The following is a 15,024-nucleotide window of genomic DNA, read 5'->3' on the forward strand; positions in this document are numbered from 1 at the left end:
GCATCCTCGGGAGGTTCTGGTGACTCTGGTACGGAGAGGCCGACCGGTCAGGGAGAGCCCCCCAGGCCGGCCTCGCGGGCGCGGACGATCGCCTGGGCGCGGTCGGCCACCTGGAGCTTCATGAAGATGTTGGAGACGTGGTTGCGCACGGTCTTGCCGGACAGGGAGAGGATCCCGGCGATCTCGCCGTTGCCCTTGCCCTGGGCGACCAGCCCGAGCACCTCCCGTTCCCGCTCGGTGAGCTCGGGGAAGGCGGTGCGTGACGGATCGGGCATGCCGGTGAAGTAGGCCAGGACGCGGCGGGCGATCTCGGGCCCGTAGATGGCCTCGCCGGCGGCGACGGCGTGTACGGCGCGGGCGATCTCCTCGGCGCCGGCCTCCTTGAGCAGGTAGCCGCGTGCCCCGGCGCGCATCGCGGCGAACACCGAGTCGTCGTCGCGGAACATGGTCAGCACCAGCACCCCGATCCGCGGGCTGGTCCTGATGATCGTCCTGGTCGCCTCGATGCCGTTGCCGCCGGGCATCTGCAGGTCCATCACGACCACGTCGGGCTGGAGCTCGGCGGCCAGCGCCACGGCCTCCTGGCCGTCGGCGGCCTCCCCGACGACCTCGATGTCCATGACCCCCAGCAGGCCGCGAAGACCCTGCCGGAAGACCGGGTGGTCGTCCACGATCAGTACTGTGATCACTTGGCCTCCTCCACCGGCAATCTGGCGATCACCTCCGTGCCGCCGCCCGGCCTGCGACCGATCACACATGAGCCTCCCACCTCCGCCGCCCGCTCGCGCATCGAGGTCAACCCCACGCCCGCGACCGGGTTCTCGGGCAGGCCGATCCCGTCGTCGGCGATCTCCACGCGCAGCTCGCCCGGCAGGCGGCGCAGCCGGATGAGGACGGTGGTCGCGCCGGCGTGGCGGCGGGCGTTGGTGAGCGCCTCCTGGGCGATGCGGTAGGCGGCGACCTCGACGGCGGCGGGCAGGTCGTCCAGCGGGCCGTCCACGGTCACCGCGGTCTCTCCGGCCGCTGCCCGCAGCGCGCCCTCCAGACCCAGGTCGTCCAGCGCGGGCGGGCGCAGGCCGTACACCAGCTCGCGGACCGACGCGATCGTCGCGATCATCTCCTCGCGGACCCGGACCAGCAGCTTCTCGACGGCCCGGGGGTCGGTGTCGAGCCTTCTCCGTGCCTCGTCGAGGGCGAACGTGACGCTGGTCAGCGCCGGGCCGAGCCCGTCGTGCAGCTCCCTGCCCAGCCTGCGGCGCTCCTCGTCGCGGGTGGACCGGATGCGTTCCCGGGAGCGGTGCAGGTCGGCGGTGAGCCGTACGGCGTGCGCCAGCTCGGCGAGGTGCCTGGCGAGCACCTCCATCGGCTCACGGCCCGGCCGGGCCCCCGACACCATCAGGGTTCCGACCCAGTCCGCGTGCCAGAAAAGCGGCGTCTCCGTCGCTCCCGGCCGAAGCTCACCGTCGGTGAACACGCGCGTCGCACCCCGCCCCGTGCGGACCTCGACGCCGACCCCGCCGGCTCCCACCGCCCCGCGGATCAGGGCCACGGCCTCGCCGAGGGCCGCCGCCGGGTCCTGCGCTCCCTGCCCGGTACGGCCGAGCAGGCCGACGACCCGGTAGGGGTCGCGCTCGACGGCGAAGACCCGGTCCACCAACCGCTGCAGGTGTATCCGCGCAGGGTGGAAGAGAGCGCCCACGGCCAGCGCGGAGATCAGCCCGATGCCCTGGCCCAGGTCGCTGGCCAGGGCGCCGGCCAGCCAGATCAGCCCGAAGTAGACGCCTCCGGTGACCGCGACGAGGGAGCCGTAGACCAGCGCCCGGTTGAGCACGACGTCGATGCCGTAGAGGCGGTAGCGCAGCACCGACGCGATGATCGACAGGGGCACTCCGGCCATGAAGAGGGTCTCCATGGCCATCAGCAACCAGGAGCCGGTCGCCACCCGGAGGATCCAGAAGAGCAGGAGCACCGCCAGCGCGACGACGTACCAGGCGATCTGGCGCCGGAGCTCGGTGTCGCCCGCCCGGTAGCGGAAGATCAGCGAGAGCACGCCGAGCGCGGTGAGCGCCATCATCGGGGCGCCGATGTACGACTCCACGATCGGAGAGATCTCACGCAGCGCCTCGACGCCGAAGGGGTTCGCGATCGGGACCTGGAGCTCGAATTCCGGATCCGGGGCCAGTCCCAGGAACAGCGAGTGCCCGACCATGAGGACCAGGTTGGCGTACAGGACCGGCCGCCAGCGCCGGGAGGGCAGCCGGCCGTCGGGAAAGAGCAGCGGCAGCAGCGAGATGAACACCGGAACGTGCCACAGCCACAGCCACAGCGCCAGCCACCCGAGGTAGGGGGTGATCCCTCCGGGGTCGGTGAGGTAGAACCAGTGGGTGGCGCTGTAGACCAGGTAGTAGACGCCGCCGACCACCCCGCTGGTCCAGAGCAGCCAGGGGACGAGCAGCCGGGGCCGGCGCGTGATGAGGAACGCGCCGGCGGCCGGGAACAGGAAGACCGTCGGATCCAGGGTGATGAAGTCCTCGCGCCAGGTCGAGGCGCTCAGCTCGACCAGCCGGACCGCCAGGAGGTTGCAGACCGGTGCCAGCACCGCGCCGGTCCAGACGAGAACGGCCAACGCCGCCCGCCGCCGGTTCCCCGTGGCGTCTTCGTCCGCCTGTGAGGTCATGGAGTCCTCGTCCCTGGGGAAGACCGTTCTGGCTCCGTTCCCGGGGGCGGTCACGGGGGCTGCGGTTACGGGGTCTGCGGTCGCGGGGGAGGTCATGCCGACTCCGTTGTCCGTGAATGAGGTCGTGCGGTCTTCGCCGGTGAAGGAGATCACGGTGCTTCCGTTCCGAGGGGTAGCCGGGCGACGACCTCGGTGCCGCCGCCCGGACGCGGCCCGATCGTGCACGAGCCGCCCGTCTCCGCCGCCCGCTCGCGCATGGAGAGCAGGCCCACGCCACCGCGGACCTTTTCCGGCAGGCCGATCCCGTCGTCGGCGATCGAGAGCCGCAACTCGCCGCCCGCCGCCGCGGCGTCCGCCCGTACCACTTCGGCCCGTACCAGGGTGGTGGTGGCCTGGGCGTGTCGGCGGACGTTGGTGAGCGCCTCCTGGGCGATCCGGTAGGCCGCCACCTCCACCGCCGGGGGTACGTTGTTCAGCGGACCGGCCAGTGCGATGTCCACCCGCGGTCCCGGCGCGTCGGCCAGCGAGCGTAGCGAGCCGGCCAGGCCGAGGTCCTTCAGCGCGGGCGGGCGCAGACCGTACACCAGGTCCCTGACGTCGATGATCGCGGTGCCCATCTGGTCGCGCACGCGGATCAGCAGCCCCTCCACGGCCTCGGGGTCCCGTTCCAGCCGGATCCTGGCCTCGTCCACGGTCATCGCCAGGCTGGCCAGCGTCGGCCCCAGCCCGTCGTGCAGGTCGCGGCGGAGCCTGCGCCGTTCCTCCTCCCGGGTGGTGAGGATGTGCTCCCTGGACCGCCGGAGGTCCGCGGTGAGCCGTACCGCGTGTGCCAGCTCGGCCAGCTGCTGGGTCAGCGCGTTCAGCAGGTCCGGGGAGGGGGCGGGACCGCTGCTGAGCAGTCGTCCGACCGGTTCCCCGTGCCAGACCAGCGGGGTCTCGACCGGCCGTTCTCCCAGCTCGCCGTCGGTGACGGTGCTCCCGTGGACCTCGACGGCCACGCCGTCGGCGCGCAGCGCCTGGCGGACCAGCACCACGGCGGTGGCCAGCCCCTCGGCTGGGTCGACGGCCTCCTGCAGGGTGCGGCTCAGCCGGTCGGCCACCCGGTAGGGGTCGTGCTCGACGCGGAGCAGCCGGTCCACGGCACGCTGCAGGCGCAGCCGTACCGGGCGGAAGATCGCGCCCACGGCCAGCGCCGCGACGAGCCCGGCCACCGGGTCCTCGCCGCCGGACAGCGTGCCGGTCAGCCAGGTCAGGCCGGAGTAGATCCCGCCGGCGACCAGCGCCAGCGCGCCGTAGACCAGGACGCCGTTGAGCACGGCGTGGACGCCGGATGGCCGGGCAGCGGGAGGCTGTGCGGGGGGCGTCGTGACTGCCATGTGGGCAGGATCTCCCACATGATGTCCCGTTGTCCCGGGGCGGATGTCCCGTTCTGGAATGAATTTTCTGGGTCTCATGGGTCCTGTCTCCAGGGGAGAGGCGGACGTGCGGGCGGCCTTTCTGCGGGGAGCGCCGCGGGCGCTGACTACCCTGGTGGGCGTGAGCCGTACTGAGAACTCCGAGGACCTGTTCGCCCGCGCACGTGAGATCGTCCCGGGAGGTGTCAACTCCCCGGTCCGCGCCTTCGGAGCCGTCGGCGGCACGCCGCGCTTCATGGCTTCGGGACAGGGGCCCTACATCACCGACGTGGACGGCAACCGTTACGTCGACCTGGTCTGTTCGTGGGGGCCGATGATCCTCGGTCACCGGCATCCCGCCGTGATCGAGGCCCTCCAGGAGGCGCTGCACGACGGCACCTCGTTCGGTACGGCGACGGCCGGCGAGGTCGAGCTCGCCGAGGAGATCGTCGCCCGGGTCGACCCGGTGGAGAAGATCCGTCTGGTCAGCTCCGGCACCGAGGCCACCATGTCCGCGGTACGGCTGGCGCGCGGTTTCACCGGCCGATCCAAGATCATTAAGTTCGCCGGTTGCTACCACGGCCATGTCGACGCCCTGCTCGCCTCGGCCGGTTCCGGCCTGGTGACCTTCGGCCTGCCCGACACCCCCGGCGTGACCGGCGCCTCGGCCGCCGACACCGTGGTGCTGCCCTACAACTCGATCGAGGCGGTCACCGAGGCGTTCCAGGCGTTCGGCGCCGAGATCGCGTGTGTGATCACCGAGGCGTGCCCGGCCAACATGGGCGTCGTCCCGCCGCTGGACGGGTTCAACGCCAGGCTGCGGGAGCTGTGCACCGCGCACGGCGCCCTGCTGATCATCGACGAGGTGCTCACCGGCTTCCGGGTCTCGGAGGCGGGCTGGTACGGGCTCGACCCGGTCGACGCCGACCTGATGACCTTCGGCAAGGTCATGGGCGGTGGCCTGCCCGCCGCCGCGTTCGGCGGTCGCGCCGACGTGATGGCCCACCTCGCTCCCGAGGGGCCGGTCTACCAGGCGGGCACCCTGTCCGGAAACCCGCTGGCCTGCGCCGCCGGCCTGGCCACCCTGCGCGCCTGCGACGAGGGCGTCTACGACCGGGTGGACGCCGCGGCCCTGGTCATCGGCCGTGCCGCCGCCGACGCGCTGGCCGCCGCCGGGGTGCCGCACCGCCTGCAGCGTGCCGGGAGCCTGTTCTCCGTCTTCTTCACCGACGAGCGGGTGGTCGACTTCGACACCGCCCAGAGGCAGAATACCGCCGCTTATCGGGCGTTCTTCCATTCGATGCTTGATCAGGGTGTCTACTTGCCGCCGTCGGCGTACGAGGCGTGGTTCCTGTCCGCGGCCCACGACGACGAGGCGCTCTCCCGGATCGCCGAGGCGCTTCCCGCCGCCGCCAAGGCCGCCGCTTCCGTTTCCGGTTAGCGAGGCAGCCTGTTCAGGTCGATATCGATGGAGAAGGGGACCGGGACCGTCAACCTGCCGTGGTGGATGCCGGTGAGGCTGTAGGCGCCGGTGGCGGGGTCGAGCTCGTAGACGTAGACGACGGGACTGCCGTTGTTGTTCTCGACCCGCCAGAAGTGTGCGATCCCGGCTTCGGCGTAGCGGAACGGCTTGGTCTTGCGGTCGCGGTCCTCGGATTCAGGCGAAACCACCTCGACGATGAGGTGGACCTCGGCGGGAGTGTAGAACGTACGTTCGTCGTCATCGGCGGCTGTCGTCTCGACGATCGAGATATCAGGACAGGGGCGCATCCGGTGTCCGAGCTTGACGTCCATCTGATCGACCGCTGACAGGTTTTCCGGGGCTTGGCTGTCGAGCGCTTCGCTGAGGCGGCGGATCATACGCTGGTGAAAGCGCTTCTGGGGGGACATGAAGACGAGAGCTCCATCGATCAGTTCGACGTGCTTGAAGAAGTCGGGTTCGCCGTTCGGCCCCTCTGCCGGGAGGTGATCGAGATCGTCGGCGGTCCATCCCCATGGGGGTGGAGACGGCCAGTAGTCAAGTGCGCTACTCACGTCGGTCACCGTAACATCGTCTCCATCACGTGGTGTGTTCATTCAGATCATCTCCGTTACCCTCAATTCATTCTCTCTCGCTTCTGTCGTCAAAGGCAGGGGGGTGTACCTCACCCCTGTCGAGGCGGGCGTGTTTTCTCGGCAAAGATGTTGTTCGGCGGGCCCCATGCTGCCCGACAGCGGTACGAACGGCTGGTTTAGTGCGTAGGCCGACGCGGGTTCGGACGTGTTCGCGCTCCGGTGGGTGGGTGCTCCGGGCGGCCGTCGTTGGTGGCGGGTCCGGGGATTCGGGCCTCCGGCCCGGCGGGCGCGCTGGTCGCGGATTCTTATAAGCCGCCCGGAGCACCCACCCACCTCCGCGCACTCCTTGTCCCGCCGTACGGTCTGCGGGCCGTAGTCGCTTCCTTGCGGGCCGCCCATTGGGCTCTTCGACGCTGAAGCGATCCGTACGGGGGTCGTTCTGGGTCCGTCGCCGTAGCTGAAGCAGCGGTGCGGGAAGGAGCGCAGGGGGCTCACCGTAGTTCATCGGGCCCATCGTGACCTGCCTGTCGTCATTGGTCGGCTTGCCGCAGCCTCTGCGGCTTGTCGTTGCCGGTGACGGTTTGGCTCAGGGGCGAGTGTGATCGTCTGTAGGGCCACACCGCTGATAGGGCACACCGTGGCTCGGGCCGCTACCGCGAGCGGAGGGGTCACCACTGTGACCGGAGGGAGGGGTACGCCTCAGGCGAGGGGCTTCGGTCAGGTGGGTCAGGTGGTCAGGTGGGTCAGTTGGAGAGGGGGCCGGGTTCGTCAGGTCTGTCGGTTCTGTTGGCTCCGTTGGCTCGGTCGGTTCTGGTGGTTTCGGTGGTTGGCAGGTGGAACCAGACGGCGGTGCCCGCTTCGGGGTCGTGGTGGGTGCCCCAGGCGGTGGCCATGGCCTCGACCAGGAGCAGGCCGCGTCCGCCGTCGCTGTCTGGGCCGGTCGCGCGTACGAAGGGCAGGGTGGTCGCCGAGCCGTCATCGATGACCTCGGCGTGCACCATGCCGCCTCCCAGGCCCAGGCAGACCGTGATCGACCCTCCGGCGGTGCGTCCGGAGTCGGAGTGCACGACAGAGTTTGTCACGACCTCGCTGAGCAGCAGCACCACGGCGTCGAGGGCGGAGTCGTCGACGCTGCCGGTGAGCAGGTCTCGTGCCCAGGCGCGGACCGTCGCGACCGAGCAGGCCAGGCCCGCGAACTCGGCGTGGCCCAGCGGGTGCAGTACGGCCCAGCGTCCCGTGCTCGCTCGCCGGCGTTCGTAGCGGCAGGCGGCCTGCCGGTACGTGTTCATGCGATCGCCGCCGAGACGATGACGTCGGCGGCGTTGTCGGCTCCGGTCCAGACCCCTTCGCCCGGCCGCCACAACCTGGCCCACCAGGGCCGCCAGACGAACGTCCAGCCGCAGGCGCGACGGATGACGGCGATCCGGACCCGGGTCTCGCCTCCGGACATGACCTCCAGCACCGGCTGCCCCGCCGGAGGCAGGACCAGCGAGGTACAGACACCCAGCCCTCGCAGGTCCCAGCTCAGTCGCACCAGATGAATGAACTGTTCTTGCGGATCACGTGCACTCATGGCACTGACCTCCTATCTACGGATTTGTTTCGCGTAATGATGGCTTTTGGTGGGAATGTTCATATTTGAGTGATGCGCAGAACACCCTGCCTTGCGACGCCCCGGAGCTCTCTCCTGGCAATCCAGGGCAACGGAAAGTGATTGCGCGGTCATGTTGCGTTAGCATGGTGCTGCCTGTCAATGCACAATGCAGATTGAAATTAATCTGAGTATCGAAGACGGCTGAGTAGTCGCTCCATCACACTGGGCGCATGTCGCCCACATGCAGCCCTACTGTTCGGCTCCGACGTCTGGCTCGTGAACTACGCAAGATGCGAGAAGAAAACGGACTAAGCCCTGAGAGTGCCGCAATCCGTCTCGGATGGAGCCGAAGCAAGGTGAGTCGGATTGAAACAGGGCGTACTCGCGCGAGTGTCTCCGACGTTGCCAGTGTCTGCGACCTTTACGGTGCGGGTTCGTCGGTTCGTGCTGGTTTGATTCAACTCGCCAAGGAGGTCCGTCAACGCGGCTGGTGGACCGCCTACGCTGATGTGTTCACCGGCTCCTATATCGGGTTGGAGGACGAAGCTGCCCTGATCCACCAATGGGAGGTGCAACTCGTCCCGGGCCTGTTGCAAACCGAGGACTACGCTCGCGCGGTGATCAGTGCGGGGAGACCTGAGCCGTACGACGCAGAGGACATCCATCGACGGGTCATGGCTCGCATGGCGCGGCGCACACTGCTCAGTAGGCCCGACGCGCCGGAACTCTACGCGGTAGTAGACGAAGGCGTTATCCGCCGTCCAATCGGTAGTCCTGAACTAATGCGTGATCAGTTGCAGGCACTGCTGATCGCGGCGCGCCGTCCCAATGTGACGATCCGCGTCCTTCCCTACCGTGCTGGAGCACACGCTGGGCTGGAGGGTGCGTTCACTGTCCTGTCTTTCGCAGAAGAGGTCGATCCCGACGTCGCCTATGTGGAGGGCACCGCCGGTGACGTATATATCGAGAGCTCAGATCAGATAGATCGCTATAAAATGGCATTTGAGCGCATCTGTGGTGCAGCTCTGCCCCCGGATGCATCCATGGGGCTGATCGCCGAGGCGAAGGAGCAGCTACCTCATGACTGATCCGACAAATACCGTGTGGCGCAAGAGCAGCCTGAGCGGCAGCGGCAACAACTGCGTCGAGGTGGCTCATGTAGCCAACCAGTATTTTGTCCGTGACTCCAAGGATCCCAACGGCGCCACACTCGTCTTCTCGCTAGGTGACTGGACCACCTTCCTGGGCTGCGTCAAGACTGGAGACTTCGACACGCGTCCCTGATCATGTGTGGGGTGGAGAGGGTTGCCTGGAGGGGGTTCCGGCAGCAATCGCGGAAAATCCCACGGATACAGGTCTGACCTGCATGGACAGAGCTTGGCCCGCCGTTTCGTGATCGTGTTTCCCAAGGAACCTTCGCAGGTCGGGGGCGACATCGTTGGATTCATGGCCATTACCCGGACGTCCCGCAACCGGGTTCCCAGTTGGTAACCCTTTCGCCACGATGGCGGTGAATCACATCTTTTGTGCGGTTTCGCAGGCACGCTAAGGTCAAGCAGGAACGGGAGCCGGAAAGCAGGGGCGGGATGGCGTGGGCAGCCCGGGCGGTCGCCGTCGTCCTGGCTGTGCTGTCTCCGGTGCTCGTGGTCGCGGCCATGCTGATCTTCGCGGGACTCCCGGAGGAGTGGCTGCCGCCGGTGACGGTCACGCCGCTGACCGCGGCGGGGGTGACCTTTCCCGTGGTCAGCGCGTTCCTCATCGCGCATCGGCCCCGGCTCAAGCTGGCGTGGCTGATGTGCGCGGGCGGGCTCGGCGGTGCCGTCTACGACTTCTGCCAGGCGATGATGCTGGCGTCCGCGGCACGCGGGGATCTCGCGCTGGCGGGGCTCCTGAGGTTCCCGGCGCAGGTGGGCTGGGCAGTGTGCGGGCTCGTGCTGGAGATGCTGCTGCCGCTGTACTCCCCGGACGGCAGGTTGCCCTCGCCGCGCTGGCGAGCGGTGGTGCTGCTGGGGGTGGCGTCCATCGGTGCCGAGACCGCGCGCCAGTTCGTGCGGCCGGATCCGCCGCTTGAGGGCTACCTGTTCCCCGTCGTCATCCACAACCCACTGCAGATCCCCGCTCTGGCGCCGTACCACTCGGCGATAGGGGTGCTGACCTGGACGGGGATCCTGGTGACGCTGCCGTTGGCGGCGCTGTCCCTGCTGCTGCGTCTTCGCCGGGCGGACCCGGTGGGCAGGCGGCAGATCGGCTGGCCGCTGTTGGCGTTCGCCGGGTACATCGTGTTCATGCTCGTGGGCATCGTCGTGCCGGAGCTGTACTGGCTGTCGACCCTGTGGGCGATGCTCGTCCCCGTCGCGATGGTGTTCTCGGTGATGCGCTACCGGCTGTACGGCATCGACACCGTCATCAGCCGGACCTTCGTCGCCGCGGGGCTACTGGCCGTGGTCGGCGGGGTCTACTTCGGTGTGGCCGCGCTGTCGAGTCTGATGGTGTCCGGGTACGACCAGATCGCCGGGCTCGCCGCCGCCCTGTTCACGGGCGCGTTCTTCCAGCCGTTGCGCCGGATGCTGCAACGTGCCGTCGACCGCCTGCTCTACGGTCCGGTCGGCGATCCACGCGTGCTCGCCGAGCGGCTGGTCCAGGAGATGCGCCGGGGAGATCCGGCGCAAGCGCTGGCGTCGGTGATCGGGGTGCTGCGCGAGGGCCTGGCGGTACAGGGGGTCGCGGTGGAGGTGACCGGCGGCGAGCCGGGGGACCAGGTCAGCGTGGCAAGCATGGTCAGCGGGCAGGTCGGCGACTCCCCGCGCGAGGTACCACTGGTCTGGCACGGCGAGCAGGTGGGGCGGCTGCTGGTCGGCCCGCCCACCCCGCGCCGCTTCCCCGCCGCACACGACGAGCGGGTGCTGGAAACGTTGGTCCCGTACGCGGCCGACGTGGCGCACGCGCTGCGGATGGCGGCCGACCTGCAGGGTTCCCGGGAGCGCATCCTGACCGCCCGGGAGGAGGAGCGTCGGCGGCTGCGCCGCGACCTGCACGACGGTCTGGGTCAGACGCTCAGCAGGATGGCCATGACCATCAACATGGCCCGCCTCAGCCTGAAGACCTCGCCGGAGGCGGCGGACGAGCTGCTGCGCGAGTTGCGCTCCGGCATGGACGCGGTCACGGGCGACATCCGGCAGATCGTCTACGGCCTGCGCCCGCCCGCCTTGGACGATCTGGGGCTGGCCGCCGCCGTACAGGCACTGGCCGGGCCGGCCGACCCCGAAGGCCCCGCCACGGAGGTGAGCGCCGAGGGTGACCTGGCCGGCCTGCCCGCCGCCGTCGAGGTGGCCGTCTACCGGATCGCGCAGGAGGCGCTGACCAACGTCCGGCGGCACGCGCGTGCCACTCGCGCCCGTGTCGAGCTGCGTCGCGAGCCCGAGGCGCTGCGCCTGCTGATCGCCGACGACGGCGTGGGCCTGTCGCCGGAGCGCCGCTCGGGCGTCGGCCTGGCCTCCATGCGCGAGCGCACCGCGGAGCTGGGCGGACTCTGCCTCATCAACGGCGAGCCTGGGGAGGGCACCACGGTGGAGGTGATGTTCCCCGTTCCCGCGACCGACGCGTCGCCGGTACGGCAACACCGGACGGCTTCCGTCGGCAGGCGGTCGGCCCCCTGAGTCTGGAGATCACGAAGATCGCGGGAGTTCCCCACGTGGCGAACCCGAGAACCGCCGTTCTCAAGGACCTGCCCATTCCCTCGTCCAGGCGCGGCGTCCCAATGATCTACAAGTCGTTCTCCACTGTCGGCCTCTAGCCTCATCCGCGGTCCTGCTGAGCCGGAGCGACTCGGCGCGGTGCAGGCCCTCGAACGGGACTGCGACAGCGGCCCTTGAACGAGGTGAGAAGGAGGCGGTGGACATGAGCATCGTGCCATTGTTTGGAATCGCGCCATTGTTCGGAATCGTGCTCGGAGCGGTGTCCGTCGGGGCCGGCATCCGGGTGATGATTGTCGATCACCGGCTGCGGCGGCACGGGGTGCGGGTGCCGGGCGTCGTCGTGGGACTGCGCAGGTCCAGAGGCGGCAACCGCCTGTACTATCCCACGCTGCGGTTCCAGACGGTGCAGGGCTACGTGGTGGAGGCCGCGTCGGATCTGGGCTCCAACCCGCCGCAGGTCCGTCCGGGCCAGCAGGTCATGGTGGTCTACGACCCCGAGCGCCCCCAGCGCGCCCGCCTGGACGGGGTGAGCGGCGGCGTGCTCCTCGGCGTGCTGTTCATGACCGTCGGGGCAGTCATCCTGGTGCTCTCCCTGGTCTTCGCGGTCGGCTTCGGGGTCATCTTCTGGTCGTGAGGGCGGGGGCGGACTCGCGCGGCGGTCATACGGGTTCGGGTGCTCGCGTAGAGGACGCCGGAGATGATCAGGGTGGCGGCGGCGAGTTTGACGGCGGAGATGGGCTCGCCGGTGAACAGGGCGGCCGAGGACATGCCGAAGACCGGGACGAGCAGGGCGGAGGGCGCGACCACCGAGGCGTCGTAGCGCTGGAGCAGGAAGCCCCAGATGCCGAAACCGCCGAGGGTGGAGATCAGCGCCACGTAGAGCACGGACAGGCTCCCCTCCACCGAGAACTCCAGCCGGGGAACCCCCTCCACCAGCAGGGACAGGGCCAGCATGGGCAGGGCCGCGACCGCGCTGATCCAGACCATGAAGCGGAACGAGTTGGGCGGGGCGGCGCTCCTGACCGCGATGTTGCCCACGCTCCAGAAGAACGCCGAGCCGACGACCAGCAGGAACGCGCCGACGGGACCGCCGGTGCCCAGGTCGGCGGCGATCAGTACCAGCCCGGCGAGCGCGACGGCCATGCCGGTGATCCGCCGCGCGGTGAGCCGCTCCCCCAGCAGGACGACGGCCAGGACGGCGGTGAAGACCGCCTGAACCTGGACGACGAGCGAGGTCAGCCCGGCGGGCATGCCCGCCCGCATGCCGATCAGCAGCAGGGTGTACTGGCCGATGCCGAGGGTGGCGCCGGCGAGGAGCACCTTCCGCCAGGGCACCCCGGGGCCGCCGACGAACAGCAGCGCGGGGAAGGCGGCCAGGATGAAGCGCAGCGCCACGTAGAACAGCGGTGGAAAGTGCCGGAGCCCGACCTCCATGACGACGAAGTTGAAGCCCCAGAGAGCGGTGAGGCCGATGGCGAGGAGGAGGTGCCGGGTACGCATCCATCCATCGTCGTTTTCAACGATATTTCAGCACAAGCGAGAATTTCTGGCTTATGTCATTTAGAGTTGCTTACATGTTGGATCTCAACCGGCTCAAGGCACTGCACGCGGTCTCCGTCTACGGATCGGTGGGCGCGGCGGCCGAGGCGCTCATGGTCACCCCCTCCGCGGTCTCCCAGCAGCTGGCCAAGCTGGAGCGGGAGACCGGCGCGACCCTGCTGGAGCGCAACGGGCGCGGGGTTCGGCTGACCGACGCGGCCGGGCTGCTCGCCGACCACGCCGGACGCATCCTCGCGCTGGTCGAGACGGCGGAGGCCGACTTCGAGGCACTGCGCGGGCAGGTCGTGGGGCGGCTGGGCATCGGCGCCTTCCCCACGGCGGCCAGGGGACTGATGCCGGCCGCGCTGGCCCTGCTGCGCACCCGCCACCCCGACCTGCGGCTCCAGCTCATGGAACGCGAGCCCTCGCGGCAGATCCGCGAGGTGGCCAGGGGCGAACTCGACCTCGCGGTGATCCAGGACTGGATGAACCGCCCACTGGCCATCTCCGAGGGGCTGTCCCGGGCGACGCTCTTCGACGACATCGCCGACGCGATCCTGCCCGCGGCCCACCCCCTGGCGGACCGTGCCGAGATCGAGCTGGCCGAGCTGTCCGGGGAGCAGTGGATCAGCTCCTCGCCGGGCACCGTCTGCCACGACTGGCTGGTCTACACGCTGCGCTCGGCCGAGCTGGAGCCGGACATCACCTGCATGGCGGATGAGTACCCCACCCAGATGGCCCTCGTCTCGGCCGGGCAGGGATGCGCGATCATTCCCCGGCTGGGCCGCGACTTCGTCCCCTCCGGGGTGCGGGTCGTCCCGATCAGGTCGCGGCCGACCCGCAGGCTCTACGCGCTCTGGCGCAGTGACGCCGCCCGCCGCCCGGCGATCCGCGCCGCGGTCGAGGCGCTGAAGGCCGTCTCCGCCGATTTCCACATCCCCATCTCCGAGTCCGCCGGATCGGCGCCGTCCACCGTCCTGGCCGGGAGCGTTCGCCCGGTCGAGTGAGGAGGCGCGGCCGACGGCCGCCGCCTCGTGAGGACGGCGACGTGCCGTCCGGGCGACCGCGGCGGGCAGCGGATCCGATGGACGTCCGGAGCGCGGGGCTCAGCTGAGAGCGATCGTCACCACACCGCCGACGATGACGCCTGCGGCCAGCAGCCGCCTGGTCAGGTCGCCCTCGGCCAGCAGCCTGCCGCCGAGCAGCACCGCGACGAGCACGCTGACCTCCCGTACCGGGGCCACCGCGCTGATCGGCGAGAAGGCGAACGCGGTCAGCGCCAGCAGGTAGGAGAGCGGCATCAGCACCGCCGCGCCCAGCACCCGTGCCCGGTGCTCGCGCCAGACGGGCAGGACCAGGCCTCGGCGGTGGCCGCCGAGCACCGGTGCGGTCAGTACGAGGGTGCGGCCGAGGTCGCCGAAGTAGTTGAGCAGGATCGGCGCGACCGCGAAGGCGCTCACCACCTGCTTGTCCCAGACGGTGTACGCCGCGATGAACACTCCGGTGACCAGCCCGAACCCGATGCCGCTCAGATCCTGGCGGCTGGGCCTGCGAGCCATGCTGAGCAGGAAGACGCCCACCCCGATCAGGCCGATCCCCGCGATGCCCGCCAGGCCGGGTCGCTCGCCCAGGAACAGGACGGCGACCAGGCTGGCCAGCAGCGGTCCGGTGCCTCGGGCGATCGGGTAGACCATCGACAGGTCGCCGTGCCGGTAGCCACGCTGGAGGAACATGAAATAGCCCAGGTGCAGCGTGGTGCTCGCGGTGATCACCCCGAGGTCGGCCCAGGAGAGGCCGGTGCCGCCGAGGAGGAGGTAGCCGAGCGCGCCCGGGGTCCAGACCGCCGCGGACGCGGCGGCCACCATCCAGACGAAGACGACGCCGTCGGTGTCGGCCGCCTGCTTGCTCAGCAGGTTCCAGCAGGCGTGGGCGACGGCCGAGGTGAGGATGAGGGCGAGGGCGAACAGGCTCACGGGGGACCTTTCCGGACCGCCGGACCGCGGAACCTTGGCCACAAACGCCCCAGACCCTACTCGCCTTCGCCACGCGCTCCCAGTGGTCCACCTGATC

General features: G+C 69.7%; 13 protein-coding genes and 1 pseudogene. 6 read left to right on the forward strand and 8 right to left on the reverse strand.

Features of this window, described 5'->3' with window-relative positions; all coding sequences use genetic code 11:
* Nucleotides 1–47 precede the first annotated feature (47 nt).
* The 3 genes from AB0J58_RS00280 to AB0J58_RS00290 are packed head-to-tail and all read right to left on the reverse strand — an operon-like array spanning nucleotide 48 to nucleotide 4,053.
* A complete protein-coding gene (locus AB0J58_RS00280; RefSeq protein ID WP_364208136.1) occupies nucleotides 48–689 on the reverse strand; it encodes a response regulator transcription factor in 642 nt (213 codons plus the stop codon).
* The gene (locus AB0J58_RS00285; RefSeq protein WP_364208139.1) at nucleotides 686–2,773 is read right to left on the reverse strand and encodes a sensor histidine kinase; all 2,088 of its coding nucleotides are present in this window, start codon (nucleotides 2,771–2,773) and stop codon (nucleotides 686–688) included. The genes AB0J58_RS00280 and AB0J58_RS00285 overlap by 4 nt, the downstream gene beginning before the upstream one ends.
* A gap of 53 nt (nucleotides 2,774–2,826) precedes the next feature.
* Nucleotides 2,827–4,053, reverse strand: a complete 1,227-nt coding sequence (locus AB0J58_RS00290) for a sensor histidine kinase (protein ID WP_364208142.1) — start codon at nucleotides 4,051–4,053, stop codon at nucleotides 2,827–2,829.
* 160 nt (nucleotides 4,054–4,213) lie between these two features.
* On the opposite strand from AB0J58_RS00290, the gene hemL reads away from it, so the two are divergent.
* Complete coding sequence (gene hemL, locus AB0J58_RS00295; RefSeq protein ID WP_364208145.1) at nucleotides 4,214–5,512, forward strand: glutamate-1-semialdehyde 2,1-aminomutase; 1,299 nt, start codon at nucleotides 4,214–4,216, stop codon at nucleotides 5,510–5,512.
* On the opposite strand, the gene AB0J58_RS00300 is transcribed toward hemL, so the two are convergent.
* The 3 genes from AB0J58_RS00300 to AB0J58_RS00310 form a co-directional block, all read right to left on the reverse strand.
* Nucleotides 5,509–6,114: a Uma2 family endonuclease gene (locus AB0J58_RS00300; RefSeq protein WP_364208148.1), complete on the reverse strand. Its 606-nt coding sequence runs from the start codon at nucleotides 6,112–6,114 to the stop codon at nucleotides 5,509–5,511. The genes hemL and AB0J58_RS00300 overlap by 4 nt on opposite strands.
* A gap of 755 nt (nucleotides 6,115–6,869) precedes the next feature.
* A complete protein-coding gene (locus AB0J58_RS00305) occupies nucleotides 6,870–7,415 on the reverse strand; it encodes an ATP-binding protein (RefSeq protein ID WP_364208151.1) in 546 nt (181 codons plus the stop codon).
* A complete protein-coding gene (locus AB0J58_RS00310; protein WP_364208154.1) occupies nucleotides 7,412–7,699 on the reverse strand; it encodes a hypothetical protein in 288 nt (95 codons plus the stop codon). Before AB0J58_RS00310 ends, AB0J58_RS00305 begins: the two co-directional genes overlap by 4 nt.
* A gap of 251 nt (nucleotides 7,700–7,950) precedes the next feature.
* Here AB0J58_RS00310 and AB0J58_RS00315 point away from each other — a divergent pair, with 251 nt between their 5' ends.
* From AB0J58_RS00315 to AB0J58_RS00330, 4 genes and pseudogenes are all read left to right on the forward strand, one after another.
* Nucleotides 7,951–8,808 carry a helix-turn-helix transcriptional regulator gene (locus tag AB0J58_RS00315; protein ID WP_364208157.1) on the forward strand — a complete coding sequence of 286 codons (858 nt, stop codon included), beginning with the start codon at nucleotides 7,951–7,953 and terminating at the stop codon, nucleotides 8,806–8,808.
* The gene (locus tag AB0J58_RS00320; protein ID WP_364208159.1) at nucleotides 8,801–9,004 is read left to right on the forward strand and encodes a DUF397 domain-containing protein; all 204 of its coding nucleotides are present in this window, start codon (nucleotides 8,801–8,803) and stop codon (nucleotides 9,002–9,004) included. The genes AB0J58_RS00315 and AB0J58_RS00320 overlap by 8 nt, the downstream gene beginning before the upstream one ends.
* A 302-nt stretch (nucleotides 9,005–9,306) precedes the next feature.
* Nucleotides 9,307–11,376 (forward strand): histidine kinase, encoded by a 2,070-nt coding sequence (locus AB0J58_RS00325; protein ID WP_364208162.1) that lies wholly within the window; start codon nucleotides 9,307–9,309, stop codon nucleotides 11,374–11,376.
* 325 nt (nucleotides 11,377–11,701) lie between these two features.
* A pseudogene (locus tag AB0J58_RS00330) lies at nucleotides 11,702–11,950 on the forward strand (DUF3592 domain-containing protein); the annotation flags it as partial.
* Here AB0J58_RS00330 and AB0J58_RS00335 read toward each other — a convergent pair.
* On the reverse strand, nucleotides 11,902–12,915 hold the full coding sequence (locus AB0J58_RS00335) for an EamA family transporter (protein WP_364208165.1): 1,014 nt from the start codon (nucleotides 12,913–12,915) through the stop codon (nucleotides 11,902–11,904). The pseudogene AB0J58_RS00330 and the gene AB0J58_RS00335 sit on opposite strands and share 49 nt — an antisense overlap.
* 74 nt (nucleotides 12,916–12,989) lie before the next feature.
* Between AB0J58_RS00335 and AB0J58_RS00340 the strand changes: the two genes are divergently transcribed.
* Complete coding sequence (locus AB0J58_RS00340) at nucleotides 12,990–13,961, forward strand: LysR family transcriptional regulator (protein ID WP_364208168.1); 972 nt, start codon at nucleotides 12,990–12,992, stop codon at nucleotides 13,959–13,961.
* A 99-nt stretch (nucleotides 13,962–14,060) separates the two neighbouring features.
* On the opposite strand, the gene AB0J58_RS00345 is transcribed toward AB0J58_RS00340, so the two are convergent.
* Nucleotides 14,061–14,927 carry a DMT family transporter gene (locus AB0J58_RS00345; RefSeq protein WP_364208171.1) on the reverse strand — a complete coding sequence of 289 codons (867 nt, stop codon included), beginning with the start codon at nucleotides 14,925–14,927 and terminating at the stop codon, nucleotides 14,061–14,063.
* Nucleotides 14,928–15,024 lie beyond the last annotated feature (97 nt).

The organism is Streptosporangium sp. NPDC049644, from assembly GCF_040675205.1.
GTDB classification, from domain to species: Bacteria; Actinomycetota; Actinomycetes; order Streptosporangiales; family Streptosporangiaceae; genus Streptosporangium; species Streptosporangium fukuiense.

Excerpts from the sequence above, each read along its gene's own strand:
- AB0J58_RS00305 (WP_364208151.1), bottom strand. The coding sequence starts at position 7,415 with ATGAACACGTACCGGCAGGCCGCCTGCCGCTACGAACGCCGGCGAGCG.
- AB0J58_RS00315 (WP_364208157.1), top strand. The coding sequence starts at position 7,951 with ATGTCGCCCACATGCAGCCCTACTGTTCGGCTCCGACGTCTGGCTCGT.
- AB0J58_RS00285 (WP_364208139.1), bottom strand. The coding sequence starts at position 2,773 with ATGACCTCCCCCGCGACCGCAGACCCCGTAACCGCAGCCCCCGTGACC.
- AB0J58_RS00335 (WP_364208165.1), bottom strand. The coding sequence starts at position 12,915 with ATGCGTACCCGGCACCTCCTCCTCGCCATCGGCCTCACCGCTCTCTGG.
- AB0J58_RS00290 (WP_364208142.1), bottom strand. The coding sequence starts at position 4,053 with ATGGCAGTCACGACGCCCCCCGCACAGCCTCCCGCTGCCCGGCCATCC.
- AB0J58_RS00310 (WP_364208154.1), bottom strand. The coding sequence starts at position 7,699 with ATGAGTGCACGTGATCCGCAAGAACAGTTCATTCATCTGGTGCGACTG.
- AB0J58_RS00340 (WP_364208168.1), top strand. The coding sequence starts at position 12,990 with ATGTTGGATCTCAACCGGCTCAAGGCACTGCACGCGGTCTCCGTCTAC.
- AB0J58_RS00320 (WP_364208159.1), top strand. The coding sequence starts at position 8,801 with ATGACTGATCCGACAAATACCGTGTGGCGCAAGAGCAGCCTGAGCGGC.
- AB0J58_RS00325 (WP_364208162.1), top strand. The coding sequence starts at position 9,307 with ATGGCGTGGGCAGCCCGGGCGGTCGCCGTCGTCCTGGCTGTGCTGTCT.